At 68.0% G+C, this 23,476-nt stretch carries 19 protein-coding genes; 13 read left to right on the top strand and 6 right to left on the bottom strand.

Going from position 1 to position 23,476, the window contains the following annotated elements:
- Window positions 1–7: 7 nt before the first annotated feature.
- Window positions 8–922: a LysR family transcriptional regulator gene (locus tag AC4OR5_RS19290; protein ID WP_078451349.1), complete on the bottom strand. Its 915-nt coding sequence runs from the start codon at window positions 920–922 to the stop codon at window positions 8–10.
- Window positions 923–1,016: 94 nt separating this feature from the next.
- On the opposite strand from AC4OR5_RS19290, the gene AC4OR5_RS19285 reads away from it, so the two are divergent.
- The gene (locus AC4OR5_RS19285; RefSeq protein ID WP_003131260.1) at window positions 1,017–1,448 is read left to right on the top strand and encodes a VOC family protein; all 432 of its coding nucleotides are present in this window, start codon (window positions 1,017–1,019) and stop codon (window positions 1,446–1,448) included.
- 109 nt (window positions 1,449–1,557) lie between these two features.
- Here the strand turns inward: AC4OR5_RS19285 and xthA are convergent, their stop codons facing one another.
- Window positions 1,558–2,370, bottom strand: a complete 813-nt coding sequence (gene xthA / locus AC4OR5_RS19280) for an exodeoxyribonuclease III (protein ID WP_003089983.1) — start codon at window positions 2,368–2,370, stop codon at window positions 1,558–1,560.
- 144 nt (window positions 2,371–2,514) lie between these two features.
- Here xthA and AC4OR5_RS19275 point away from each other — a divergent pair, with 144 nt between their 5' ends.
- From AC4OR5_RS19275 to AC4OR5_RS19235, 9 genes are all read left to right on the top strand, one after another.
- Complete coding sequence (locus AC4OR5_RS19275; RefSeq protein ID WP_003139068.1) at window positions 2,515–3,228, top strand: GNAT family N-acetyltransferase; 714 nt, start codon at window positions 2,515–2,517, stop codon at window positions 3,226–3,228.
- Window positions 3,229–3,361: 133 nt separating this feature from the next.
- Window positions 3,362–5,101: an autotransporter assembly complex protein TamA gene (locus AC4OR5_RS19270; RefSeq protein ID WP_003122638.1), complete on the top strand. Its 1,740-nt coding sequence runs from the start codon at window positions 3,362–3,364 to the stop codon at window positions 5,099–5,101.
- Window positions 5,098–8,763, top strand: a complete 3,666-nt coding sequence (locus AC4OR5_RS19265; RefSeq protein ID WP_023125863.1) for a translocation/assembly module TamB domain-containing protein — start codon at window positions 5,098–5,100, stop codon at window positions 8,761–8,763. The genes AC4OR5_RS19270 and AC4OR5_RS19265 overlap by 4 nt, the downstream gene beginning before the upstream one ends.
- 134 nt (window positions 8,764–8,897) lie before the next feature.
- A complete protein-coding gene (locus AC4OR5_RS19260) occupies window positions 8,898–9,533 on the top strand; it encodes a CDP-alcohol phosphatidyltransferase family protein (protein ID WP_009314143.1) in 636 nt (211 codons plus the stop codon).
- Between the two features lie 89 nt (window positions 9,534–9,622).
- On the top strand, window positions 9,623–11,383 hold the full coding sequence (locus AC4OR5_RS19255; RefSeq protein WP_009314144.1) for a bifunctional alpha/beta hydrolase/class I SAM-dependent methyltransferase: 1,761 nt from the start codon (window positions 9,623–9,625) through the stop codon (window positions 11,381–11,383).
- Window positions 11,383–12,732 (top strand): phosphatase PAP2/dual specificity phosphatase family protein, encoded by a 1,350-nt coding sequence (locus tag AC4OR5_RS19250; RefSeq protein ID WP_058160298.1) that lies wholly within the window; start codon window positions 11,383–11,385, stop codon window positions 12,730–12,732. Before AC4OR5_RS19255 ends, AC4OR5_RS19250 begins: the two co-directional genes overlap by 1 nt.
- Window positions 12,725–13,177 (top strand): hypothetical protein, encoded by a 453-nt coding sequence (locus tag AC4OR5_RS19245; RefSeq protein ID WP_003089966.1) that lies wholly within the window; start codon window positions 12,725–12,727, stop codon window positions 13,175–13,177. Before AC4OR5_RS19250 ends, AC4OR5_RS19245 begins: the two co-directional genes overlap by 8 nt.
- An 11-nt stretch (window positions 13,178–13,188) precedes the next feature.
- A complete protein-coding gene (locus tag AC4OR5_RS19240) occupies window positions 13,189–13,818 on the top strand; it encodes a lysophospholipid acyltransferase family protein (RefSeq protein ID WP_023091706.1) in 630 nt (209 codons plus the stop codon).
- A 1-nt stretch (window position 13,819) separates the two neighbouring features.
- Window positions 13,820–14,755 (top strand): phosphatidate cytidylyltransferase, encoded by a 936-nt coding sequence (locus tag AC4OR5_RS19235; RefSeq protein ID WP_003089962.1) that lies wholly within the window; start codon window positions 13,820–13,822, stop codon window positions 14,753–14,755.
- 188 nt (window positions 14,756–14,943) lie between these two features.
- Here the strand turns inward: AC4OR5_RS19235 and AC4OR5_RS19230 are convergent, their stop codons facing one another.
- Window positions 14,944–15,939, bottom strand: a complete 996-nt coding sequence (locus AC4OR5_RS19230; RefSeq protein WP_058160299.1) for an aldo/keto reductase — start codon at window positions 15,937–15,939, stop codon at window positions 14,944–14,946.
- A 118-nt stretch (window positions 15,940–16,057) separates the two neighbouring features.
- Between AC4OR5_RS19230 and AC4OR5_RS19225 the strand changes: the two genes are divergently transcribed.
- The 3 genes from AC4OR5_RS19225 to tpx all read left to right on the top strand — a co-directional run bounded on the left by AC4OR5_RS19225 (window position 16,058) and on the right by tpx (window position 19,105).
- Window positions 16,058–16,969, top strand: a complete 912-nt coding sequence (locus AC4OR5_RS19225) for a LysR family transcriptional regulator (protein ID WP_003120066.1) — start codon at window positions 16,058–16,060, stop codon at window positions 16,967–16,969.
- A 154-nt stretch (window positions 16,970–17,123) separates the two neighbouring features.
- Window positions 17,124–18,473: an alanine/glycine:cation symporter family protein gene (locus AC4OR5_RS19220; protein ID WP_003089954.1), complete on the top strand. Its 1,350-nt coding sequence runs from the start codon at window positions 17,124–17,126 to the stop codon at window positions 18,471–18,473.
- A gap of 134 nt (window positions 18,474–18,607) precedes the next feature.
- On the top strand, window positions 18,608–19,105 hold the full coding sequence (tpx, locus tag AC4OR5_RS19215) for a thiol peroxidase (RefSeq protein WP_058160300.1): 498 nt from the start codon (window positions 18,608–18,610) through the stop codon (window positions 19,103–19,105).
- A gap of 149 nt (window positions 19,106–19,254) precedes the next feature.
- Here tpx and ptaA read toward each other — a convergent pair whose 3' ends face one another.
- The 3 genes from ptaA to AC4OR5_RS19200 form a co-directional block, all read right to left on the bottom strand.
- On the bottom strand, window positions 19,255–20,379 hold the full coding sequence (ptaA, locus tag AC4OR5_RS19210) for a pyoverdine biosynthesis transaminase PtaA (protein ID WP_031692873.1): 1,125 nt from the start codon (window positions 20,377–20,379) through the stop codon (window positions 19,255–19,257).
- Window positions 20,380–20,575: 196 nt separating this feature from the next.
- On the bottom strand, window positions 20,576–21,901 hold the full coding sequence (locus AC4OR5_RS19205) for a TldD/PmbA family protein (RefSeq protein ID WP_003120068.1): 1,326 nt from the start codon (window positions 21,899–21,901) through the stop codon (window positions 20,576–20,578).
- On the bottom strand, window positions 21,901–23,334 hold the full coding sequence (locus tag AC4OR5_RS19200) for a TldD/PmbA family protein (RefSeq protein WP_033989200.1): 1,434 nt from the start codon (window positions 23,332–23,334) through the stop codon (window positions 21,901–21,903). Before AC4OR5_RS19200 ends, AC4OR5_RS19205 begins: the two co-directional genes overlap by 1 nt.
- Between the last annotated feature and the right edge of the window lie 142 nt (window positions 23,335–23,476).

Below are 23,476 nucleotides of genomic sequence, written 5' to 3'. Positions count from 1 at the left end.
GCTAAGGTTACAGCGTTGGGGAATCATGGCCCTGCGCCATTGTCTCGGTCAGGAAGTCGAGAAACACCCGGGTCTTGCCGGCCAGTTGGCGCGATGGATAGACCGCGTGGATCGCCGTCTCGTCGGCCTTCCAGCCGGCCAGCAATTCAACCAGGCGGCCTTCGGCCAGTTCCGCCTGTACGTACAGCCGTGGGATCAGGCTCAAGCCGAAGCCGGCGAGCAGGGCATCGCGCACCGCCAGGCTGGAGGACACCCGGTAACGCCCGGCGATAGGCACCGCTATGCACTCGCGCTCCTTGCGGAAGGTCCAGCGGTCGGCATGGCCAGAGAGGCTGAAGCGGATGCACTCGTGTTCGCGCAGGGCCTCCGGCCGCAGCGGCTGGCCATGCTGACTGAGGTAGGCCGGCGCCGCGCAGAGCACGTGCTCCAAGACTAGCAGCGGGCGGGCGACCAGGCCGGAGTCCGCAACCCGGTCGCTACCGCGCAGGGCCAGGTCGATGCCTTCGGCGATCAGGTCCTGGCGGCCGTCCTGCAGGAGCAGTTCCAGGCGCAGGTCCGGATAACGCTGGAGAAAAGCCGGAATGGCTGGGGTCAGGCAGGTGAGGGCGAGGGTCAGCGGGGCGCTGACCCGCAGCAGGCCGCTGGGTCCCTGTTGCATCGAAGTGAGCGCGGCGTCGGCGGCCTCGAGGTCGTCGAGGATGCGCTCCAGGCGCTGCCGGTAGACTTCGCCGGCCTCGGTCAGGCTCATGCTGCGGGTGGTGCGATTGATCAGGCGCACCTTGAGGTGCGCTTCCAGCTCGGCGACGTTCTTGCTCACGGCGGCCGGCGAGAGATTCATCTGCCGGGCCGCGGCGGCGAAGCCGCCATTCGCGGCCACGGCGCGGAAGACCTTGAGGGCGGTGAGGTGATCCACGGGGATAATTCACTGTCAGTAATCAATGAATCAGGGATTAAAGCATTATCAACCCGGGGTGTGCTGGCTAAAGTCTCGCCATAGTCCACGGTCCTAGAGGTGAATGACCATGCAACCCTTCGTCGTCGAACGTCTCGATCACATCGTCCTGCGGGTCCGCGACCTGGAACGCAGCATCGCGTTCTATCGCGATGTCCTCGGTTGCGTGGTGGTGAAGTGGCGCGACGACCTGGAGCTGGCCCATCTGCGCCTGGGCACGTCGATGCTCGATCTGGTCGCGGTGTCCGGGTCGCTCGGCCGGGAGGGCGGTGCGGCGCCGGGTGGGGAAGGGCGCAACGTCGACCATTTCTGCGTGCGCATCGAGCCGTTCGACGAGGCCGCGCTGATCGCCCATCTCGAGGGGTTCGGCCTGGTCCCGCAGGTTCCCGCGGAAATCCGCTTCGGCGCCGAGGGCGACGGCTGGTCGCTGTACTTCTTCGATCCGGACGGCAATCGAGTGGAGCTGAAGGGGCCGCGGGTGGACAATCCTGCCTGAGGGAAAGGTCGCGCACCGGATAGGCGGGTGGCGTCGGCGAGATCGCCCGGGCCAGGCAGTGACCGCCTGAAGGCTCATCCGGGGATGAGCCTTCACTTTGGGCTGCGCCTCAGGCCAGTTCCAGCCAGATCGGGGCGTGATCGGAGGGTTTCTCCATGCCGCGCAGGTCGTAGTCGATGCCGGCGTCCTTGAAGCGCGACTGCAGCACCCGGCTGGCCAGGATCACATCGATGCGCAGGCCGCGCTTGGGGGTGTCCTCGAAGCCACGGCTGCGGTAGTCGAACCAGCTGAAGCGGTCGTTCACCTCCGGATTCAGGGCCCGGAAGCTGTCGACCAGGCCCCAGTTCTTCAAGGTAGCCAGCCATTCGCGCTCTTCCGGCAGGAAGCTGCACTTGCCGGTCTTCAGCCAGCGCTTGCGGTTTTCCTCACCGATGCCGATGTCGCAGTCCTCCGGCGAGATATTGATGTCGCCCATCACCACCAGGGCCTGCTCGGGCTTGAAGCTGTTCTCCAGCAGCGACTGGAGATCGGCGTAGAAGCGCTGCTTGGCCGGGAACTTGGTCGGATGCTCGCGGTTCTCGCCTTGCGGGAAGTAACCGTTCATCACGGTGATCGGGTTGCCCTGGGCGTCGCTGAAGGTGCCCCAGATGAAGCGCCGCTGGGACTCCTCGCCGTCGCTCGGGAAGCCGCGGTGCAGTTCCAGGGGCGCCTGGCGGGAGAGCAGGGCGACGCCGTAGTGGCCTTTCTGCCCGTGGTAGTGGACGTGGTAGCCGAGCGCCTCGATCTCGGCCTGGGGAAACTGGTCGTCGGCGACCTTGGTTTCCTGCAGCCCGATCACGTCGGGCTGGTGCCGCTCGATCAGCGCCGCCAGCTGGTGCGGCCGGGCGCGCAGACCGTTGATATTGAAAGAGACGATTTTCATGGTGGGCGTCCTGGCAAAAACAGGAATGCTAGCCCAGCCGGGGGATGCCTGGCGACCCTGGAGGCGCTGTGCTAGTGTCCGCCGGGTACCCGATGGCTGTGTGGCTTGGCGCTTTGCCGGCCCTGTGGTCTGCCGCGGACGGGGATGGCCAGGCCATCCGCTCGACCAATCGCCGTGGCGAAGCGTGCGTGTCGCTGCGCCGGCGGCCGACAAGGAATGCGTTCCATGCCTGATCAGGTCACCGATGTCCGTCTGCTCGACGACGGCTATAGCCGCGAAGTCCGCTCGCTTTTCTACCACGCCTACCGCCACGAACCGACCTTCGCCTACCTGATGGATGCGCAGCGCGCCGGCTATGACCAGCGCGTGCGTGCCTGCGTCCGGGAGATGGTCGAGCGCCATCTGGGCGAAGAGTTGCCGGCCATCGGCCTGTTCATCGACGATCGGCTGGTCGCGGCGGCCCTGATCACGCCGCCGCAGCGGCGCCTGGATATCACCGAGAGCTGGAGCTGGCGCCTGCGCATGCTGTTCAGCGTCGGCCTGGCCGCGACCCGGCGCTACCTGGATTACCACCGGGCGGTGCAGGCCTGCCTGCCGGTCGGCCCCCATCACCAGTTGCCGATGCTCGGCGTGCATCCCGAATACCAGGGCAGGCAGATCGGCGAGCAGTTGCTGGCGGCCGTGCAGCGCTGGTGCGCCGAGGACTCCGCTTCGCAGGGGCTGGTCCTGGATACCGGCAATGCGCGCTACCTGGACTTCTACCAGCGGCACGGCTACCGCGAGATCGGCGAGGTGACGCTGGGAGCGGTGCGCGAGCACGTCCTCCTGCATCCTGGCGAGACGCCGGCGGCGACCTGAGCGTTCCCCCGGACGCGCGAGAAAAGCCATGCCTGTCAGGCGCTTGGCGTCATAAAACCCGAATGTCAGGAGGTGGTCGGCGGCGTCCGCGCAAATCTGGACGCGCGCCACCCGCCTGCGTAGCATCCGCGCCATGAGACTGACTCAAGGATTGTTCCGGTTCCCACTGGCCGGGCTGCTGTGCCTGAGTACGGCCGCCTTCGCGGAGAGCCAGCTTAGCGTGCGCGTCACCCCCGCCAATGCCGCCCTGAAGGCCAATATCGAGGCCTACGTGGGTAGCCTCGGCGAGCGGGACGAGGCGGCGTTGCAGCGTTTCCGCCGCAATGCCGAGGCGCAGGCGGAAAAGGCGGCCCAGGCGCTCGGCTACTTCCAGGCGCAGATCGACAGCGAGGTGAAGGACGGCAAGCCGCCGAAGCTCACGCTCAAGGTAGTGCCCGGCGAGCCCGTGCGCCTGCGCCAGGTGAACATCCAGGTGCTCGGCGAGGCCGCCAGCCTGGAGAGCTTCCGCTTGCCGTCGGGCAAGCAACTGAAACCGGGCGCGAAGCTGAACCAGGGTGTCTACGAGGACGCCAAGCGGCTGATCCAGAACCAGGCCTCGCGCTACGGCTTCTTCCAGGGCCGCTTCAGCACCCAGCGCCTGAGCATCGATCCGCGCGCCGGCATCGCCGACATCGACCTGGTCTACGACAGCGGCCAGCGCTACACCTTCGGCAAGGTGAGTTTCGACGGCGATTCGATCATCGAGGAAGAACTGTTGCGCCGCATGGTGCCGTTCAAGGCCGGCCAACCCTATGACTCCGAACTGATCGCCGAACTCAACCAGAACCTGCAATCCAGCGGCTACTTCGAGGGCGTGCGGGTCGACGCCGCGCCGACCCAGGCGCAGGCCGACGGCGCGCGCCAGGCAATCCCGGTAGCGGTCCGGCTGGAGGCGCGCAAGCCCCGGACCATGGGCGTCGGCCTCGGTTTCTCGACCGACGTCGGGGCGCGCGCGAGGTTCAACTGGACCCGCCATTGGGTGAATGCCGAAGGACATAGCCTGGGATTCGAGTCGGAAATCTCCGCACCGCGGCAGAACGTCGGCGCCTGGTACGAGATTCCCCTCGATCCGCCGCTCACCGACAAGCTGCGCTTCACCAGCGGCTACCAGTTCGAAGACCTGGTCGACACCGAGAGCAAGCTGCTGACCCTTGGCGGCGAATGGCACAGCAAGCAGCCCGATGGCTGGCAGCGGGTGGTTTCGCTGAACTGGATGCGCGAGGAGTACAAGCTGGGCGACGACTCCGGGCTGAGCAGCTTCCTGATGCCGGGGATCGGCTACTCGCTGCTGGAGACCGACAACAAGGTCGACCCCAGCCATGGCTACCGCCTGCAGTTCAACGTCAAGGGGGCGAAGGAAGGCCTGCTGGCCGACGCCGACGTACTCCATGTCGACGCCATGGCCAAGGGCCTGACCAGCTTCGCCGGCGGCCATCGCCTGCTCGGCCGCCTGCAGGTAGGCGGAATCGCCACCAACGACTACAAGTCGATCCCGCCCTCGCTGCGCTTCTTCGCCGGCGGCGACCAGAGCGTGCGCGGTTACGACTACCGGACGCTGTCGCCGGAGAATTCCGATGGCGACAAGATCGGCGGCCGCTACATGATCGCCGGTAGCGTCGAGTATCAATATCCGCTGGCCGAGCGCTGGCGCCTGGCGACCTTCGTCGACCAGGGCAACGCCTTCAACTCGCTGGACTTCCCGTCGATCAAGACCGGGGTCGGCTTCGGCGTGCGCTGGGTCTCGCCGGTCGGCCCGTTGCGCCTCGACCTGGCCCATGCGCTCGACGACGACGGCGGTTTCCGCCTGCACTTCTCCATGGGGCCAGAACTGTGAAGGCGCTGAAGATCACCTTGCTGGCCATAGTCGGGCTGCTCCTCGCGCTGCTCCTGGGACTCGCTGCGCTGCTCGGCACCCAGGCCGGCAGCGCCTGGCTGCTCGGCCGCGTGCCGGGCCTGCAGGTCAGCGGCTTCGAGGGTCGCCTCGGTGGCGCCTGGCAGGCACAGCGGCTGTCCTGGGCGCAGGACGGTACGCAACTGGTCGTCGAGCGGCCTGAACTGCGCTGGTCGCCGGCCTGCCTGGCGGGGCTGCGCCTGTGCCTGCAGCGGGTGGCCGCCGAACGGATCGCGCTGGACCTGCCGCCGAGCGGCGACAGCGCCGACAGCGGGCCGATCAGCCTGCCGACGCTGAAACTGCCGCTGAGCATCGAACTCGGCGAAGTGGCGGTCGGCAGCTTCCTGCTCGACGGCAACCAGCAGATCGCCGAACTCAAGCTGGCGGCCCATTGGCTGGCCGACGGCCTGCACATCGACTCGCTGACGGCGCGGGGCTTCGGCCTGGACCTGGCGCTCCAGGGGCGCTTGCAGCCGAGCGGCGACTGGCCCTTGCAGGCCGAAGCCACGCTCGGCCTGCCCGCTCCCGAAGGCAAGCCGTGGAAGCTGGCCGTCCAGGTCGGCGGTGAGCTGCAGCAGGCGCTGACCCTGAAAGGCCGCAGCAGCGGTTACCTGGACGGCAGCCTGGAGGGACAGTTGCAGGCGCTGGCGGAAAACCTGCCGGCACGATTGCTGATCCGCGCCGACGGTTTCAAGGGTGCGGCCGGACTACCGGACACCTTGACCCTGAATGCCATCCAGCTCGATGCCGGCGGCGATCTCAAGAGCGGTTACCTGATCCGCGGCGGCGCCAGCCTGCCGGGCGAGGGCGGGGCGGTGGCGTTGAGCCTGGACGGGCGGGTCGACGCCCAGGGCGCGGATATCCGCCAACTGCGCCTGGACGCTGGCGGCGAGCAGCGCCTGGAGCTGGTCGGACGCCTGGACTGGCGCGAAAGCCTGGCCGCCGACGCGACCCTGGACTGGAAGGATTTCCCCTGGCTGCGCCTGTATCCGCTGGCGGAGCCGCCGCCGGTGACGCTGAAGACCTTCAAGGCGGAAGTGCATTACCAGGACCAGCGCTACCTGGGCAATTTCAGCGCGGCGGCGAGCGGTCCGGCGGGCGACTTCACGCTGGCCAGCCCGGTGTCCGGCGACCTCGTCCAGCTCAACCTGCCGTCGCTGCAGCTCCGTGCCGGGCAAGGCCAGGCCGAGGGCCGGGTGACGTTGCGTTTCGACAATGGCGTGGCTTGGGATACCGCCCTGCAGCTCAGCGAACTGAACCCGGCGTACTGGGTCGCCGAGCTGCCGGGTTCACTGGCCGGTCCCTTGCGCAGCCAGGGAAGTGTTCGCGACGAGCGACTGGCGTTGGGCGTGGATCTCGACGTCAAGGGCCGCCTGCGCGGCCAGCCGGCGCTATTCCAGGCGCGCGCCGAAGGCGAGGGGCAGCGCTGGACGCTGGGCAACCTCGACCTGCGCCTGGGGGATAACAAGGTGCAGGGCAGCGGGGCGCTCGACCAGCGCCTGCAAGGCCGCCTGGACATCGCCCTGAACCGTCTCGGCCAGCTTTGGCCGCAACTCTTCGGTCGCCTCGACGGACGCCTCGACCTGGCTGGCAGCCTCGCGGCGCCGCAAGGCAGGCTGAACCTCAAGGGACAGCAGATCGCCTACGCCGAGCAGCGCATCGCCGGCCTCGACCTGCAGGCGAACCTCGATGCCCGGCAGAACGGCACCCTGGCGCTGGTCGCTTCCGGCCTGCGCAGCGGCGAAACCGATCTCGGCCTGTTCAAGGCCAATGCCCGCGGCGACCAACGCCGCCAGCAACTGGAACTGGACCTGCAAGGTGCCTTGCTCAAGCTCGGCCTGGCCTTCGACGGGCAACTGGAGCGCGGCAACTGGCGCGGTCGCCTGGCGCGCGGCGAGTTGAGCAGCGGCGGCCAGGACTGGAAGCTACAGCAGCCGGCGCGCCTGGAGCGGTTGGCCGACGGCAAGGTCAATTTCGGCGCACATTGCTGGGTATCCGGCGCTGCCAGCCTCTGCGGCGGCGAGCAGCGCCTGCTGCCCGAGCCGCGGCTGCGCTACACCTTGCGCGACTTCCCGCTGGACAGCCTGAAGCAATGGTTCCCCGAGGATTTCGCCTGGCAGGGCAAGCTGAACGGCGACCTGCAACTGGACGTTCCGGCCCGCGGCCCGAGCGGCGTGGTCAGCCTGGACGCCGGCAGCGGTACGCTGCGCCTGCGCGACCAGGGCCAGTGGGTCGACGTCGGCTACGACAGCCTGCGCCTGGAGAGCCGGTTGGCGCCCAACCGCGTCGATACCTCCCTCGACTTCCGCGGACCGAAGCTCGGCGAGCTGCGGGTGCAGGCGCAGATCGACCCGCGCCCGGCGAGCAAGCCGCTGAGCGGCGAGTTCAGCCTGGCCGGCCTCGACCTGTCGGTGGCGCGCCCGTTCGTGCCGATGGTGGAGAAACTGCAAGGCAGGCTGAACGGCAGCGGCCGGCTGTCCGGCGGCCTGCTGGCGCCGCGGGTCGACGGACGGGTGACGCTGAGCGACGGCAACATCGGCGGCGGCGAGCTGCCGACCAGCTTCGAGAACCTTTCCCTCGATGCTCGCATCGCTGGCGAAAGCCTGGAACTCGGCGGCGGCTGGCGCAGCGGCAGGTACGGCCAGGGCAGCCTGTCCGGCAACCTGAGCTGGGGCGAGGCGCTGAACGTCGCCCTGAACATTCGTGGCAACCGCCTGCCGGTGGTGGTCGATCCCTATGCGCAACTGGAGGTTGAACCGGACCTGAAGATCGGCATGGCTGGCCAGGAGCTGGCGATCTCCGGCAAGGTCCTGGTGCCGCGTGGCGACATCACCATCCGCCAGTTGCCGCCATCGACGGTCAAGGTCTCCGACGACGCGGTGATCGTCGGCTCCGAGCAGCCCGAGCAGCAGCCGCTGAAGATGAAGATGGACATCGATGTCGAGGTCGGCCAGGACAAGCTGGCGTTCTCCGGCTTCGGCCTCAGCGCCGAACTGGCCGGCCACCTGCACATCGGCGACAACCTGGATACCCGCGGCGAGCTGAACCTGAACAAGGGCCGCTATCGTGCCTACGGCCAGCGCCTGACGATCCGTAGGGCGCGGCTGTTCTTCGCCGGACCGATCGACCAGCCGTACCTGGATATCGAGGCGATCCGCCGGGTCGACGATGTGGTCGCCGGCCTGCGCCTGACCGGCAGCGCCGAGCAGCCGACCAGCGCGGTATTCTCCGAACCGGCGATGAGCCAGGAACAGGCGCTGTCCTACCTGGTGCTGGGGCGGCCGATGAGCACCGGCGAAGACAGCAACATGCTCGGCGAGGCGGCCCTGGCCCTGGGCCTGGCCGGTAGCGCACCGCTCACCGGGGAAATCGCCAAGCAGCTCGGCATCCAGGACTTCCAGCTGGACACCGAGGGCACCGGCAACAGCACCAGCGTGGTCGCCAGCGGGAATATCACCGACAAGCTCAGCCTGCGCTATGGTGTTGGAGTGTTCGAACCGGCAAATACCATCGCCTTGCGCTACCAGTTGACCAAACGCCTCTATCTCGAAGCGGCGAGCGGCCTGGCCAGTTCGCTGGACCTGTTCTTCAAGCGCGATTTCTGACGGATGCGCTGATACGGACCATGCGTAACGCATAAAAGTGTGTCACTTTTAGCGGCGCATCGACGTCGTAGAATGGAGCGGGCGCCGACCGCCAGGTCGGTGCCCGAAGCAACTCGGCACAAGGACTGGCTGACATGATTTCCGTCTATCAACTCAAACCGCGCTTTCAGAATCTTCTTCGTCCCGGCGTGCAGCGCCTCTACCAGCGCGGCATCACTGCCAACCAGGTGACCCTGGCGGCCTGCCTGCTGTCGCTGCTGGTCGGCGCGCTGGTCGCCGGTTTCGCCAGCCATCTCTGGCTGTTCGCCCTCGTTCCGCTGTGGATGTTCCTGCGCATGGCGCTGAACGCGGTGGACGGCATGCTCGCCCGCGAGTTCGGCCAGAAATCCGACCTGGGCGCCTACCTCAACGAACTCACCGACGTGATCGCCGACAGCGGCCTGTACCTGCCGTTCGCCCTGTTGCCGGGAGTCAATCCGCTGTGGGTGGTGCTGGTGGTGCTGCTGGCGGTGATCAGCGAATATGCCGGTGCGCTGGGCACCATGGTCGGCGCTTCGCGCCGCTACGACGGCCCGATGGGCAAGAGCGACCGGGCGCTGTGTTTCGGCGTGATCGGCGCCGGGGTGGCCAGCGGCCTGTTGCCGCTGGCCTGGATCGACTGGCTGATGTTGCTGATCGCGGCCCTGCTGCTGCTGACCATCGGCAACCGTGTGCGCCAGGGCCTGGCCGAGCTGGCCGCGAGTCGGCGGGGCCGCGACGACCAGGCCTGAGCGGGAATGGGCGAGCACCATGGAGGTGGGCGCCCGCAGGAAGCAACCCCGCCGGGTTCCCGGCCGGGGCAACGACATAGGGACATCACATGCGCGACGTACAGGAATTGCGTTTCACCACCCACGACGGGGTAGAGCTCTTCTACCGCCACTGGCCGGCCAGCCGCCCGGCGCCGGACGGCACGCGCCAGGCGGTGTTGCTGTTCCACCGCGGCCATGAGCACTCCGGGCGGATCGCCCACCTGGTCGACGAACTCGACCTGCCGGAACACGACTTCTTCGCCTGGGACGCCCGTGGCCACGGCCTCTCGCCAGGCGCCCGCGGCGACAGCCCGAGCTTCGCCACCAGCGTGCGCGACGTACAGACCTTCGTCGACCATATCCAGGCCGTCCACGGTATCGCCGAAGAGCGGATGGCGGTGGTGGCGCAGAGCGTCGGCGCGGTGCTGGTTGCCACCTGGGCCCACGACTACGCGCCGAAGGTGCGCGCACTGGTGCTGGCTTCGCCGGCGTTCCAGGTCAAGCTCTACGTGCCGTTCGCCCGCAGCGGGCTGAAACTGATGCGCCTGTGGCGCGGCAATTTCTTCGTCAACAGCTATGTCAAGGCACGCTTCCTCAGTCACGACCCGCAGCGGATCGCCTCCTACGACAGCGACCCGCTGATCGCCAAGGCGATCTCGGTGAACGTCCTGCTCGGCCTCTACGAAGCTGCCGAGCGGGTGGTAGCGGACGCACAGGCGATCCAGATTCCCACCCAACTGCTGATTTCCGGGGCCGACTTCGTCGTCCATCGTGCGCCGCAGGAGCGCTTCTTCGAGCGTCTCGGCAGCCTGCGCAAGGAAAAGCACATCCTGCCCGGCTTCTTCCACGACACCCTTGGCGAGCGCGATCGTCACCTGGCCGTCGGCCGTGCCCGGCGCTTCCTCCTCGAGGCATTCGCCACGGTCCCCGAACGACCGAGCCTGCTCGATGCCGACCGCCTGGGTCATACCTGCGCCGAGGCCGAGGCGCTGGCCGCGCCGTTGCCGAAGAACTCGCCGCGCGATCTCTACTGGCGCGCCACCCGTGCCGGCCTGCGCCTGGGCAGCCTGTGGTCGGACGGGGTCAAGCTGGGCTTCGACACCGGTTTCGATTCCGGCAGCACCCTCGACTATGTCTACCGCAACCAGCCCAGCGGCAGCGGCCCGCTGGGTCGCCTGATCGACCGCAACTACCTGGACTCCATCGGCTGGCGCGGCATCCGCCAGCGCAAGCTGCACGCCGAGGAGCTGCTGCGCCTGGCCATGCAGCGGTTGCGCGAGGAGCAGCGCGAGGTGCGCATCGTCGACATCGCCGCCGGCCACGGCCGCTACATCCTCGAAGCCCTGCAAGGCGTCGAGCCGCTGCCGGAAAGCATCCTCCTGCGCGACTACAGCGAGATCAACGTGCGTGACGGCAGCGCCCTGATCGAAAGCAAGGGCCTCGCCGGCATCGCCCGCTTCGTCAAGGGCGATGCCTTCGATCGCGCCGACCTGGCGGCGCTGCAACCGAAGCCGAGCCTCGGGGTGGTTTCCGGGCTCTACGAGCTGTTCGCCGACAACCGCATGGTCGGCGACTCCCTCGCCGGCCTCGGCGAGGCGTTGGAGGAGGGCGGCTACCTGGTCTACACCGGACAGCCCTGGCACCCGCAGCTGGAACTGATCGCCCGCGCGCTGACCAGCCACCGCCAGGGCCAGGCCTGGGTGATGCGGCGCCGGACCCAGGCGGAAATGGACCAACTGGTGGCCGCCGCCGGCTTCCGCAAGATCACCCAGCGGGTCGACCAGTGGGGCATCTTCAGCGTATCGCTGGCGCAGAAGGTCGCCCGCTGATGGCGCCGCGCGAGCCGGGGGTACTGAAGCGGGCGGTGCTCTGGCTGCTGTTCCTCGGCCCGTTCTTCTTCGCCAGCTATGGCCTGGCCAACTGGTTGACCAGCCAGCGCGGCGACGTCGGCAGCCTGGTCTTCGACTGGGAACGCGGGATGCCGCTGTGGCCCTGGACAATCCTGCCGTACTGGTCGATCGACCTGCTCTACGGCCTGTCGCTGTTGTTGCCGCGGGACAAGCGCGAGCTGGACACCCACTGCCTGCGCCTGCTCAGCGCCCAGGTGCTGTCGGTGACCTGCTTCCTGCTGTTCCCCCTGCGCTTCACCTTCGAACGGCCGGAACTGGGCGGCGTGTTCGGCTGGCTGTTCGACGTGCTGATGGGGTTCGACAAACCGTACAACCAGGCACCGTCGCTGCACATCGCCCTGCTGGTAGTGCTCTGGGTCTGCTACGCGCGCTACGCCAGCGGCGCCTGGCGCTGGCTGCTGCATGGCTGGTTCGCGCTGATCGGGCTGTCGGTGCTGACCACCTGGCAGCACCATTTCATCGACGTGCCCACCGGCGCGCTGGCCGGTTGGCTGTGCGTCTGGCTGTGGCCGCAGGCGCAGCCCGCGCCGTTCGCCCGCGCCAGCCTGAGCCGCGACCGGCAACGGCGGCGGCTGGCTGCTCGCTACGGCCTCGGCGCGCTGGCCTGCGCCGCCGTCGCCTTTGCCGTCGGCGGTGCGGCGTTGTGGCTGTGCTGGCCGGCGCTGGCGCTGGCGCTGGTGGCGCTGAACTACCTGCTGTTCGGCGCCGCCGGCTTCCAGAAGGGCAGCACTGGCCGCCTGAGCGCCGCCGCGCGTTGGCTGCTGGCGCCATATCTGCTTGGCGCGCGGATCAACGCCTGGCTCTGGACCCGTCGCCGGCCGCAGCCGGACGAGGTGCTGCCGGGCCTCTGGCTGGGGCGCCTGCCGTCGTCCGCGGAACTGGCCGACGGCCGCTTCCGCGCATTGCTCGACGCTACCGCCGAACTTTCCTGCGAGCCGCAGGGGCTGGCCTATCGCAGCCTGCCGTTGCTCGACCTGGTCGCGCCGGACGTCGAGGACTGCCGGCGCGCCGCCGCGCTGATCGACGAACTGCTGGCGCAAGGGCCGCTGCTGGTGGCCTGTGCCCTGGGCTATTCGCGCAGCGCCACGCTGGTCGCCGCCTGGCTGCTGCTCAGCGGCCGCGCGGCGGACGTCGAGTCGGCCGTGGCGGTGTTACGCCGGGCGCGACCGCAAGTGCTGCTGGGCGAGGCCCAGCGGCGGACCCTCGCGGCGCTGAGCGGGAGCGTGCCGGAGCCGTCGGCGGAACTGGGCGAGGTGCGCCATGCCTGAGCAATCCCTGGCCCTGGTGGCGGCGCTGCTGCGCCGTGGCCGCGAGATCGACCGGCTGTCCGCCGCACTGACCCTGCTGGCCATCGGGCTGGGCCTGTACCAGGCCGTGCAGGGCATCGGCTGGCGCTATTTCGCTGCGGCGATGCTGGCGATCGCCATGCTCGGCCTGTGGCAGAAGTACTGGGCGCTGCGAGTGGCCCTGGACGCCGAACTGTTCGAACGTTTCAGCCGCGCCGGCGACAGGCTGGAGGCGCAGACCCAAGACCTGGACCGGGCCCTGGCCGACCTCGGCCTGGCCCGCGCGGACGCCGCGGGGCGCACCTGGAACCAGCGCAGCCGCGGCGCCCTGCGCCTGCTACGCTGGCAGGCGCTGGCCTGTGGCGCCCAGTTCCTGCTGGCCTTGTCGTGCCTGTTGTCGATCCCTCTATTCAACGCTCAAACCTGAAGAGTCTTCCCATGCTCGAATCAGTCGTCGCCTATGGCATCATCGCCGGCGCCCGCGCCATCACCGGCTTGCGCAGCCTCTGGCTGGGCACCACGCCGATCCCCAAGCAACGCATCTATTACGCCAACCACAGTAGCCATGGCGACTTCGTCCTGCTCTGGGCCTCGTTGCCGCCGGAGGTGCGGCGGCGTACCCGGCCGGTGGCGGGCGCCGACTACTGGAACAAGGCCGGCCTGCGCAGCTACGTGATCAACAAGGTGTTCAACGGCGTGCTGGTCGACCGCCAGCGCAGCGAGGCCAATGCCAATCCGCTCGAGCCCCTCGACCGCGCCCTGGACGGCGGCGATTCGCTGATCATCTTCCCCGAGGGCACCCGCAACCTGGACGACGAGGTCAAGCTGTTGCCATTCAAGAGCGGTATCTACCACCTGTCCCTGGCCCACCCGGAGGTCGAGCTGGTGCCGGTCTGGCTGGCCAACCTCAACCGGGTCATGCCCAAGGGCCGCATGCTGCCGTTGCCGCTGCTCTGCACCCTGAGCTTCGGCAAGCCGCTGGTCGCCACGGCGGAAGAAGGCAAGGAGGCGTTCCTCGAACGAGCGCGCATGGCCCTGCTGGACCTGGCGCCGGAAGAGGAGGCCTGAGATGAACGAACAGACCTGGATGCTCTTCGGCGGTATCGGCGCGCTGCTGCTGCTCGCCTCGCTGGTCGGCTTCGTCCTCAAGTGGCGCGCCGGTCCCGGCCCGAACGCGGTGATCGACAACCTGAACGCGCGGATCAACGCCTGGTGGGCGATGGTCCTGGTGATCGGTTTCGCCTTCTGGCTCGGCCAGGCGGCGGTGATCCTGCTGTTCTATGGCGTGTCGTTCTACGCCCTGCGCGAGTTCATCACCCTCACCCCGACCCGGCGCAGCGACTACCCGGCGCTGGTGGCGGCGTTCTACTTCGTGCTGCCGATGCAGTACCTGCTGATCTACATCGACTGGTACAGCATGTTCTCGATCTTCATCCCGGTGTACGTGTTCCTGCTGTTGCCGATCCTCGCCTCGCTGGGCGGCGACACCAAGCACTTCCTCGAGCGCGCCTCGAAAGTGCAGTGGGGCCTGATGCTGGCGGTGTTCTGTATCTCCTTCGTGCCGGCGCTGCTGACCCTCGACATCCCCGGCTTCGAGGGGCGCAACCTGCTGCTGATCGCCTACCTGGTGATCGTCGTGCAGCTCTCCGACGTGATGCAGTACATCTGCGGCAAGCTGTTCGGCAAGCGCAAGATCGCTCCCAACCTGTCGCCGTCGAAGACCGTCGAAGGCTTCGTCGGCGGCATCGCCCTGGCCACCGCCATCGGCGCCTCGCTGTGGTGGATCACCCCGTTCAACCTCTGGCAGGCGGCGCTGATCGCGCTGCTGATCAACCTGCTGGGCTTCTTCGGCGGCCTGGTGATGTCGGCGATCAAGCGCGACCGTGGGGTCAAGGACTGGGGGCACATGATCGAAGGCCACGGTGGCATGCTCGACCGCCTGGACTCGGTGTGCTTCGCCGCGCCGATCTTCTTCCACGTGGTGCGCTACTGGTGGACGCCCTGAGGTTCGCCCGTCGCCGTTTCCCCGCCGTGTAGGCAGCCAGGAAATTGCGAGCGATAGAGACCCGTAGGGCGAATACCGCCACAGGCGGTATCCGCCGATACCCCGGATAAGTGGCGGATAACCGCAAGCGGTGATTCGCCCTACAACCAGGCTCCGGCATATGGAGACGTGACCGCAGCTTCACTGTCTCAGAGATTGACCAGGCGCATGCCTTCCTCGCTATAGCGACTGCCGGCGACCGCCTCGGCGGGGAAGATCGCATCCAGCTCGGCCAGTTCCGCCGCGCTCAGGCGCAGTTCCGTCGCGGCGACGTTCTCCTCCAGGTAGCGCCGCTGCTTGGTGCCGGGAATCGGGATCAGGTCATTGCTCTGCGCCAGCACCCAGGCCAGCGCCAGTTGCGAGGGTTTCACGCCCTTGGCCGCGGCCAGTTCGCCGACCTTGTCCACCAGCTTCAGGTTCTTCGCGAAGTTCTCGCCCTGGAAGCGTGGGCTGAAACGACGGTAATCGTCGGCGGCGAAGTCTTCCGGGCGCTTCAGGGTGCCGGTAAGGAAACCTCGGCCCAGCGGGCTGTAGGGGACGAAGGCGATGCCCAGGCGACGGCAGGCGGCGAGCACCCCGGTGTCCTCCGGATCGCGGGTCCACAGCGAGTACTCGCTCTGCAACGCGCTGATCGGGTGCACCCGGTGGGCACGTTCGAGGGTTTCCGCCGAGGCTTCGCTGAGGCCGATGTGGCGGATCTTGCCGGCCTTCACCAGGTCGGCGAGGGCGCCGACGCTGTCCTCGATGGGCACCTGCGGGTCCATGCGGTGCTGATAGTAAAGGTCCAGGCGGTCGGTACCGAGGCGCTTCAGGCTGCCTTCGATGGCGCGGCGGATATACGCCGGGCTGCCGTCGACGCCGCGCGCCTGGGGATTGGCAGGGTCGCGGACGATGCCGAACTTGCTGGCCAGGAACACCTGCTCGCGTTTGCCGCGCAGGGCCTCGCCGAGCAGTTCCTCGTTGCTGTGCGGGCCGTACATGTCGGCGGTATCGAAGAAGTTCAGCCCGAGTTCCACGGCGCGATGCAGGGTGGCGATGGCCTCCTGGCGGTCGCCGCCGGTGGTGTAGAAGTCGGTCATGCCCATGCAGCCGAGGCCGATGGCGGAGACGGAAGGGCCGTTGTGGCCGAGTTGACGGGTTTTCATGGGACGAGCCTCGCGGGAGGGAAGGAAAACGCCGTCATTCTTCGCTCCGCATTGGCCTGGATAAAGCCCATAATTACGGTTTTACCATTCGTATTTTCCAAATAATCGAGGACGTCCGATGGATCGTTTCCAGGCCATGCAGGCCTTCACCCGCATTGTCGAGCTGGGCGCCTTCGGCAAGGCCGCGGACAGCCTGGAGCTGCCGCGCGCCAGCGTGACCCAGGCGATCCAGCAACTGGAGGCGCACCTTGGCGTGCAGTTGCTGCAGCGCACCACCCGCCAGGTCAGCCTGACCCTCGACGGGCAGGCCTACTACGAGCGTTGCGTGCGCCTGCTGGCGGACCTGGAGGAGGCGGAAAGCTGCTTTCCACGCGTCCTGAACAACCCGCGCGGGCGCTTGCGGGTCGACCTGCCGGGCGCACTGGGGCGGATGCGGGTGATTCCGTTCCTGCCGGAGTTCTGCGAGCGCTACCCGGAACTGGAGCTGCAGTTGAGCAGCAACGATCGCCTGGTCGACCTGCTGCGCGAGGGGGCGGACTGCGTGCTGCGGGTCGGCGAGCTGCACGATTCCAGCCTGGTCGGCCGGCACCTGGCCGACCTGCCGCAGGTGACCTGCGCCAGCGCCGCCTACCTGGAGCGTCATGGCCATCCGCGGCAGCTCGCCGAACTCGGCGGGCACCTCGCGGTGAACTACCAGTCGCCTTCCAGTGGGCGTACCTTCGACTTCGAGTTCAGCGTCGACGGGCGCCTGCGCACGTTGCCGATGCGCAGCCGGGTCAGCGTCAACAACGCCGATGCCTACGTCGCCGCCTGCCGGGCCGGGCTTGGGCTGATCCAGGCGCCGCACTATCACGTCGCCGCCGGCCTGGCCGACGGCAGCCTCCGACAAGTGCTCGGCGAATGGTTGCCGCCATCGCTGCCGCTGCATGCCGTGTATCCCTCGCAGCGCCAGTTGTCGCCGCGGGTGAGGGTGTTCGTCGACTGGCTGGTGGAACTGTTCGGTCGCCAGGCGGCCGGCGAGACGCAATGAGACGCAGGCTTCCTGGTGAAGATTTTTCTCGATTTCGCCGGGATAACCTCGTTAGGATCGGCAGCCTTGGCCTGTCGAGCAGGGATGTTCGTCCGAGTTCCGGATGCCCACTGCCGCCAGGCCGCATTCATTCGAACAAGAATAAGGATCGCTGATGGAAAGCTTGCAGAAGTGGGTGGTCGACCTGAACGGCGTGGTCTGGGGGCCGTTGATGCTGGTGCTGATTCTCGGCACCGGCCTGTACCTGATGCTGGGGTTGAAATTCATGCCCCTGGTGCGCCTGGGAGTCGGCTTTCGCCTGCTCTGGCAGGGGCGTAGCAAGGATGACGAGAGCAGCGGCGAGATCAGCCCGTTCCAGGCGCTGATGACCTGCCTGGCGGCCACCGTCGGTACCGGCAACATCGCCGGGGTGGCCACGGCGATCTTCCTCGGCGGCCCGGGCGCGCTGTTCTGGATGTGGTGCACCGCGCTGGTGGGAATGGCCACCAAGTTCTCCGAAGTGGTGCTGGCGGTGCACTACCGCGAGAAGGATGAGCGCAACGAACACGTCGGCGGTCCGATGTATGCCATCAAGAACGGTCTGGGCAAGCGCTGGGCCTGGCTCGGCGCGGCCTTCGCGCTGTTCGGCGGGCTCGCCGGCTTCGGTATCGGCAACATGGTCCAGGTCAACAGCATGGCCGATGCCCTGGAGGTTTCCTTCGGCGTGCCCGACTGGGTCACCGGGGTCGCCACCATGCTCGTCACCGGGCTGGTGATCCTTGGCGGCATCCGCCGTATCGGCAAGGTCGCCGAAGCCCTGGTGCCGTTCATGTGCGTCGGCTACATCGTCGCCTCGGTGATCGTCCTGGTGGTCCATGCCGAGGCGATTCCCGGCGCGTTCCAACTGATCTTCACCCACGCCTTCACGCCGATCGCCGCCACCGGCGGCTTCGCCGGCGCAGCGGTGATGGCGGCAATCCGTTTCGGCGTCGCACGCGGGATCTTCTCCAACGAGGCCGGCCTCGGCACCGCCGGCATCGCCCAGGCCGCCGGCACGACCCATAGCGCGGTGCGTTCGGGCCTGATCGGTATGCTCGGCACCTTCATCGATACCCTGATCATCTGCAGCCTGACCGGCCTGGCGATCATCACCTCGGGCGTCTGGACCAGCGGCGCCAGCGGCGCGGCGCTGTCCTCGGCGGCGTTCGAGGCGGCGATGCCGGGCGTCGGCCACTACATCCTGTCGCTGGCCCTGGTGGTGTTCGCCTATACCACCATCCTCGGCTGGAGCTATTACGGCGAGCGCTGCTGGGAGTACCTGGTGGGCACCCGGGCGATCCTGCCGTTCCGGATCGTCTGGACCCTGGCGATTCCGTTCGGCGCCATGACCCAGCTGGACTTCGCCTGGCTGGTGGCGGATACCCTCAACGCGCTGATGGCGATTCCCAACCTGATCGCCTTGCTGCTGCTGAGTCCGGTGGTGTTCCGCCTGACCCGGGAGTATTTCGCCAAGGCCAGGAGTTGAGCCTCGGGGGACGGCGACGCTCAAACCCGAGGTTTTCGCTCGGGTAAAGCGTGCTAGCATCGTCGCCGGCCCCGAATGCTTCCGCCGCCGGCCACAGGGCCGGCGGCTTCTCACTGACTAGAAGGATCAACGCAATGGCTCAAGTGACTCTCAAGGGCAACCCGGTCAACGTCGATGGCCAGCTCCCGCAGAAAGGCGCCCAGGCTCCGGCCTTCAGCCTGGTCGGCGGCGACCTCGCCGACGTGACCCTGGAAAACTTCGCCGGCAAGCGCAAGGTGCTGAACATCTTCCCCAGCGTCGACACCCCGACCTGCGCCACCTCGGTGCGCAAGTTCAACGTCGAGGCCGGCAAGCTGGCCAATACCGTGGTGCTGTGCATTTCCGCCGACCTGCCGTTCGCGCAGAAGCGCTTCTGCGGCGCCGAAGGCCTGGAGAACGTAGTCAACCTGTCGACCCTGCGCGGTCGCGAGTTCCTCGAGAACTATGGCGTGGCCATCGCCAACGGCCCGCTGGCCGGCCTGGCCGCGCGCGCCGTGGTGGTGCTCGACGAGCAGAACAAGGTGCTGCACAGCGAACTGGTCGGCGAAATCGCCGACGAGCCGAACTACGCGGCGGCCCTGGCGGTTCTCTGAGCCCCACGGCCAACCCGCTTCGTCCCATGACCGTCGGCCAGGCTGGCTGGTAACGGGCGAACCCGATTCCCTTGGCTGCTCGCCTCGGGCCATGAGCAGGGCGGATAATCGCAGCGCGGTCATCCGCCCTGCGTCGCAGAGACGCAGCGCTAGCGCATGGCGACCTGGTGGCGTCGGCTGACGCTGGCGAAGGCGCTCTGGAACGCCTGCATCTCTTCCTCGCTGCCTACCGTCACACGGACCCAGTTGGGCCAGGAGGCCCACGGGCGGCCGACGTGCACCCGCTGTTTCTCCAGTTCGGCGATGACCAGCTCGGCGGGACGGCGCATATCCACCATGAAACAGTTGGACTGCGAGGCGGTGCAGCGGAAGCCCTGCTGGCGCAGCCAGGCGATGGTGCGCTCGCGGACCTCTGCGTTCTGCTGCTTGCGCCGTGGCACCAGGTCGTCGTCACGCAGGCTTTCCAGCCCGGCGTGGGCGGTCGGCGAGGGCACCACGTTGTAGCCGCCGAAGCGCTCCAGCCGCGCCAGCAACTGCGGATGCCCGATGGCCAGGCCGAGCCGGGCGCCGGCCATCCCGTAGAGTTTCGAGAAGGTACGCAGGACCAGCACATCCTGGCGCTGGACGGCCAGGCCGACGACGCTGGGTGCGTCGGAAAAATGGATATACGCCTCGTCGACCAGCACCACGCTGCGCTCGGGCTTGCGTTCGATCGCCCTGACGATCCGCTCGTGCGGGGTGAGGGTGCCGGTCGGGTTGTTCGGGTTGCAGATATAGATCAGCCCGGCGTCCCGTTGCGCGGCGGCGAGCATGCGCTCGATGTCGTGGGCCGCCTCGGCGTCCAGCGGCACGGCAGCGACCTTCGCCCCCTGGGCCTGGGCGGCGCCGAGCACGGAGTCGTAGGAGGGGTCGGCCATGACCAGGCTGCGCTCCTTGCCGGTGAACGCCGCGACGGCGTATTGCAGCGGCTGGCGCGAGCCGCAGTAGGCATGCACGCATTCGGCGGGGATGCCGTTCTGTTTGGCGAACAGGCCGACCAGGGCGTCCTGCGCGTCGTAGTCGTAGCGGCCGCAGAGCGCGGCCGCCTGCTGCATGGCGGCCCTGGCCTTGGCGGAGGGGCCGTAGGGGCTTTCGTTGAAATCCAGGAAGGTCTCTTGCGGCTTCCCGGCGGCGCTTGTCGCGCCGCTCCCGGCGAAGGCTCGCGGGCTCAGCAGGATGCTGCTGGAGGCCAGGGCGGTCAGGGTCACGAACGAACGACGACTCAAAGCGGGCATAGCTTCACCTCCGTGTACCGAATGGGATATGCGTGCGGTGGGTTCCTCTCGGGCGTGTGTCACCAGAGTGGAGAACGAGGAGGGAGCCGGTCCGTTTATGGTGGCGTGATAATGGCGCCAGAATATCGGCGGGTGTTCTTCGGATTGCGCACGCGGCGCTCCCGGGCGGCGAACCGCCGGGGAGCGCCGCGCGGGCTCAGAGCGTGAGGGTGAAGCGCCCGGTCAACGCGCCCGGCAGGTGCATCGAGTCGGTCTGGCGTTCGCCGTAGGTATTGCTGGACAGGCGCAGTTCGCGCTCGTGGCTGAGGTCTTCCAGGTGGGCGCCGAGGAAGCTGTACAGGCTGTCGTCGAAGCGCATGGTGCTGACCGGCGCCCGGATCTGGCCGTTCTCCACCCAGAAGGTGGCGAAGCGGGTCATTCCGGTCAGGCGTGCGGCGGGCATGTCCGAGTAGTTCAGGTACCACAGGTTGCCGATGTACAGGCCGGTATCCAGGGCCTCGAGGATGCGCGCCTGCTCCAGGCTGCCGCCGGCCATGTCCAGCGCCGTGGGCGCCTCGTTGGCCCCGGCGCCATTGGCTACCAGGCCATATTCGCGGGCGCTGCGCGAACTCACCAGGCGTCCGCTCAGGCGGCCGTTGCCGACCAGTTCGACCTCGGCGCGCGGCGAGCCTTCCGCGCTGAATGCCGGGGAGGGCGAGGTGGCAGGGCGCTCGGCGAGGTTCAGCAGCGGGCTGAGCAGGGCGTCGCCGTTCTGCAGGCGTTGCAGGGGGCTTTCGCCGGTAGCCAGGGCGCGCGCGGAGAAACCGCCCCAGCAGAGCATCTGCATGACTTCTTCGAGCGCCGCCGGCGCCAGGTAGGCGCGGTAGTCGCCGGGGCGCAACTGGCGCAGCGGCTTGCCCAGGTGGCCGAGCTGCTCCCGGGCCTGTTCGAAGCGCCGGGCGAAGGCTTCGTCGTCCCAGCGCTGGCCGGCGTAGTCGGCCTTCACCGCCTGGCCGTTGCCGTGGAACAGGCTCCAGTCGAAGTTGAAGCTGCTGCCGGCATGCCAGCCGAAGGCGCCCCAGGAGTTGGCGAAGCCACGGAACAGCGGTCCGGCGGCATAGATGCCGACCAGGTCGAGGTCGCGCGCCTGGCGTTCGAGGCTGGCCAGCAGCGCGCCGCTGTCGGGCGCTGCGCCGAGGTCCTGGTTCTCTCGCTGCCAGGCCGTGGTGTCGAGCAGCAGATAGGGATCGGCGGGAATCCAGGCCAGGCTCTGGCGCAGTTGCCGAAGGCCTTCGGCCAGACGCTGGCGGTCTTCTTCCGGCGCGCCGGAGAGCGTCAGGTCGAGGCTCGCCTGGCGTTCGTCGCGGATCAGCCGGAGCAGCGCGCTGGCCTGGCGCACCCGACCGGCCTGGCGCACCCGCGCCCGGTTGAAGCGGATGAACTCGGAGTCCTCGGCGCTGTACCAGAGGGTGAAGTCCTCGCCCTCGGCCAGGTGTCGGCGCAGGTCCTCGGCGAGGGCTTCGAAATGCTGTCTCTGGTGCATCAGGCGTCTCCCCCGAATACGTCCACATCGCTGAATACGCAGGCCGGCGAGGCGTGGCCGACACGGATCACCTGGTTCGGCTCGCCCTTGCCGCAGTAGGGGGTGCCGAGCACCTCGAAGGTGCCGGCGTCGCCCACCGCGCTGAGGTTGCGCCAGAACTGCGCGGAGATGCCCCGGTAGTTGGGGTTCTTCACCACGCCCTTGAGTTCGCCGTCCTCGATCAACTGGCCCCATTCGCAGCCGAACTGGAACTTGTTGCGTGCGTCGTCGATCGACCAGGAGCGGTTGTAGGACATCAGCACCCCGCGCTCGATACCGGCCACCAACTGCGCAAAACTCTTGTCACCGGGCTCCAGGTTGAGATTGGCCATGCGGTCGATGGGCGCGCGGTTCCAACTGCTGGCGCGGCTGTTGGCGACGCCCTCCAGGCCGCTGCGGTGTTGCGACAGGGCGCCGCCGAGCGGGCGCAGCAGGCGGCCTTCGCGGATCAGGTATTCCTTGCGCGCGGGGCTGCCGTCGTCGTCCTGGCGGTAGCTGGCCAGCTCCTCGGGGATTTCCGGGTCGAAGCTGACGTTGAGCAGGCTGGAGCCGTACTGGTAGCGACCGAAGTCCTCGGTCTTGATGAAGCTGGTCCCGGCGTAGTTGCGCTCGTCGCCGAGGATGCGATCCAGCTCCAGCGGGTGGCCGATCGACTCGTGGATCTGCAGGATCATCTGGTCCGGCATCAGCAGCAGGTCGCAGCGGCCGCTCGGGGTGTTCGGCGCCGCCAGCAGTTGCAGGGCCTGGTCGGCGATGCGCGGCGCGGCGCCGACCAGGCCGAGGCGCTCGATCACTTCGGCGCCGCCCTGCTGGCCGGCATGGTGGCCGCCGAAACTGCGGGTCTGGCTGTCATGGCCGTCGTAGGCGGTGACGCTGGCGCCGGGATAGACGAAGCGCTGCTCGTGGTATTGCTCGGCGCCGGCGCTGTTCAGGTAGAGCTGTTCCTGGCGGCTGACTTCGAGGAATACGCTCCAGTTCACCAGGCGCTCGTCGCGCGGCACCTTGGCGGACTCCTCGGCGAGCAGTTCGTAGCACTCGGCGAGGGAGGGGAAAGGGGCGTCCTGGTTCGGCGAGCGATACTGCGAGCGGCCGCTTGCCGGCGGCAATCCGCGGACGTCGAACAGGGCGTGTCGGGCGATCCGCTCGGCTTGCCGCTCGGCCTGCTCCAGGGCGGCCTGCAGGCCGGCCGCGGAGAGATCGTTGGTGGCGGCGTAGGCTTCCACGCCGTTCAGCCGTACGCAGAGCATGGCGCCGCGGTCCTGGCTGAAGTGCGGCGGTTCGCTGACGTTGCGGCGCACCGAGAGGTACTCGCCGCTACGCTGGACGTAGCGCAAGGAGTGGAATTCGGCGCGACTGCGGAGCGCCGCGAAGCGGTGTTTCAACGGGTCGATCATCTGTGCGTCCCTGGCCGATTGCGGAGTGGGCGAGTGCAGGACGCTCTATTTCAAGCCTTCGCCCGTAACGGAGCAAGCCGTTTGTTGTCATAGCCTGGTGCCAGGCTGCGGGTGGCTCGCCGAAGCATGCGGGCGGAATGCC

The sequence above is a fragment of the Pseudomonas sp. YA1 genome (assembly GCF_058680555.1).
Note: the sequence above shows the minus strand (reverse complement) of the source record. Positions and strands in the feature narration are given on the sequence as shown.

Coding starts and splice junctions, on each gene's coding strand:
- AC4OR5_RS19200 (WP_033989200.1), bottom strand. CDS start 23,334: ATGATCGACCCGTTGAAACACCGCTTCGCGGCGCTCCGCAGTCGCGCC.
- ptaA (WP_031692873.1), bottom strand. CDS start 20,379: ATGCCCGCTTTGAGTCGTCGTTCGTTCGTGACCCTGACCGCCCTGGCC.
- AC4OR5_RS19220 (WP_003089954.1), top strand. CDS start 17,124: ATGGAAAGCTTGCAGAAGTGGGTGGTCGACCTGAACGGCGTGGTCTGG.
- AC4OR5_RS19255 (WP_009314144.1), top strand. CDS start 9,623: ATGCGCGACGTACAGGAATTGCGTTTCACCACCCACGACGGGGTAGAG.
- AC4OR5_RS19250 (WP_058160298.1), top strand. CDS start 11,383: ATGGCGCCGCGCGAGCCGGGGGTACTGAAGCGGGCGGTGCTCTGGCTG.
- AC4OR5_RS19240 (WP_023091706.1), top strand. CDS start 13,189: ATGCTCGAATCAGTCGTCGCCTATGGCATCATCGCCGGCGCCCGCGCC.
- AC4OR5_RS19285 (WP_003131260.1), top strand. CDS start 1,017: ATGACCATGCAACCCTTCGTCGTCGAACGTCTCGATCACATCGTCCTG.
- AC4OR5_RS19260 (WP_009314143.1), top strand. CDS start 8,898: ATGATTTCCGTCTATCAACTCAAACCGCGCTTTCAGAATCTTCTTCGT.
- AC4OR5_RS19275 (WP_003139068.1), top strand. CDS start 2,515: ATGGCCAGGCCATCCGCTCGACCAATCGCCGTGGCGAAGCGTGCGTGT.
- AC4OR5_RS19205 (WP_003120068.1), bottom strand. CDS start 21,901: ATGCACCAGAGACAGCATTTCGAAGCCCTCGCCGAGGACCTGCGCCGA.
- AC4OR5_RS19235 (WP_003089962.1), top strand. CDS start 13,820: ATGAACGAACAGACCTGGATGCTCTTCGGCGGTATCGGCGCGCTGCTG.
- AC4OR5_RS19270 (WP_003122638.1), top strand. CDS start 3,362: ATGAGACTGACTCAAGGATTGTTCCGGTTCCCACTGGCCGGGCTGCTG.
- AC4OR5_RS19245 (WP_003089966.1), top strand. CDS start 12,725: ATGCCTGAGCAATCCCTGGCCCTGGTGGCGGCGCTGCTGCGCCGTGGC.
- AC4OR5_RS19230 (WP_058160299.1), bottom strand. CDS start 15,939: ATGAAAACCCGTCAACTCGGCCACAACGGCCCTTCCGTCTCCGCCATC.
- tpx (WP_058160300.1), top strand. CDS start 18,608: ATGGCTCAAGTGACTCTCAAGGGCAACCCGGTCAACGTCGATGGCCAG.
- xthA (WP_003089983.1), bottom strand. CDS start 2,370: ATGAAAATCGTCTCTTTCAATATCAACGGTCTGCGCGCCCGGCCGCAC.
- AC4OR5_RS19225 (WP_003120066.1), top strand. CDS start 16,058: ATGGATCGTTTCCAGGCCATGCAGGCCTTCACCCGCATTGTCGAGCTG.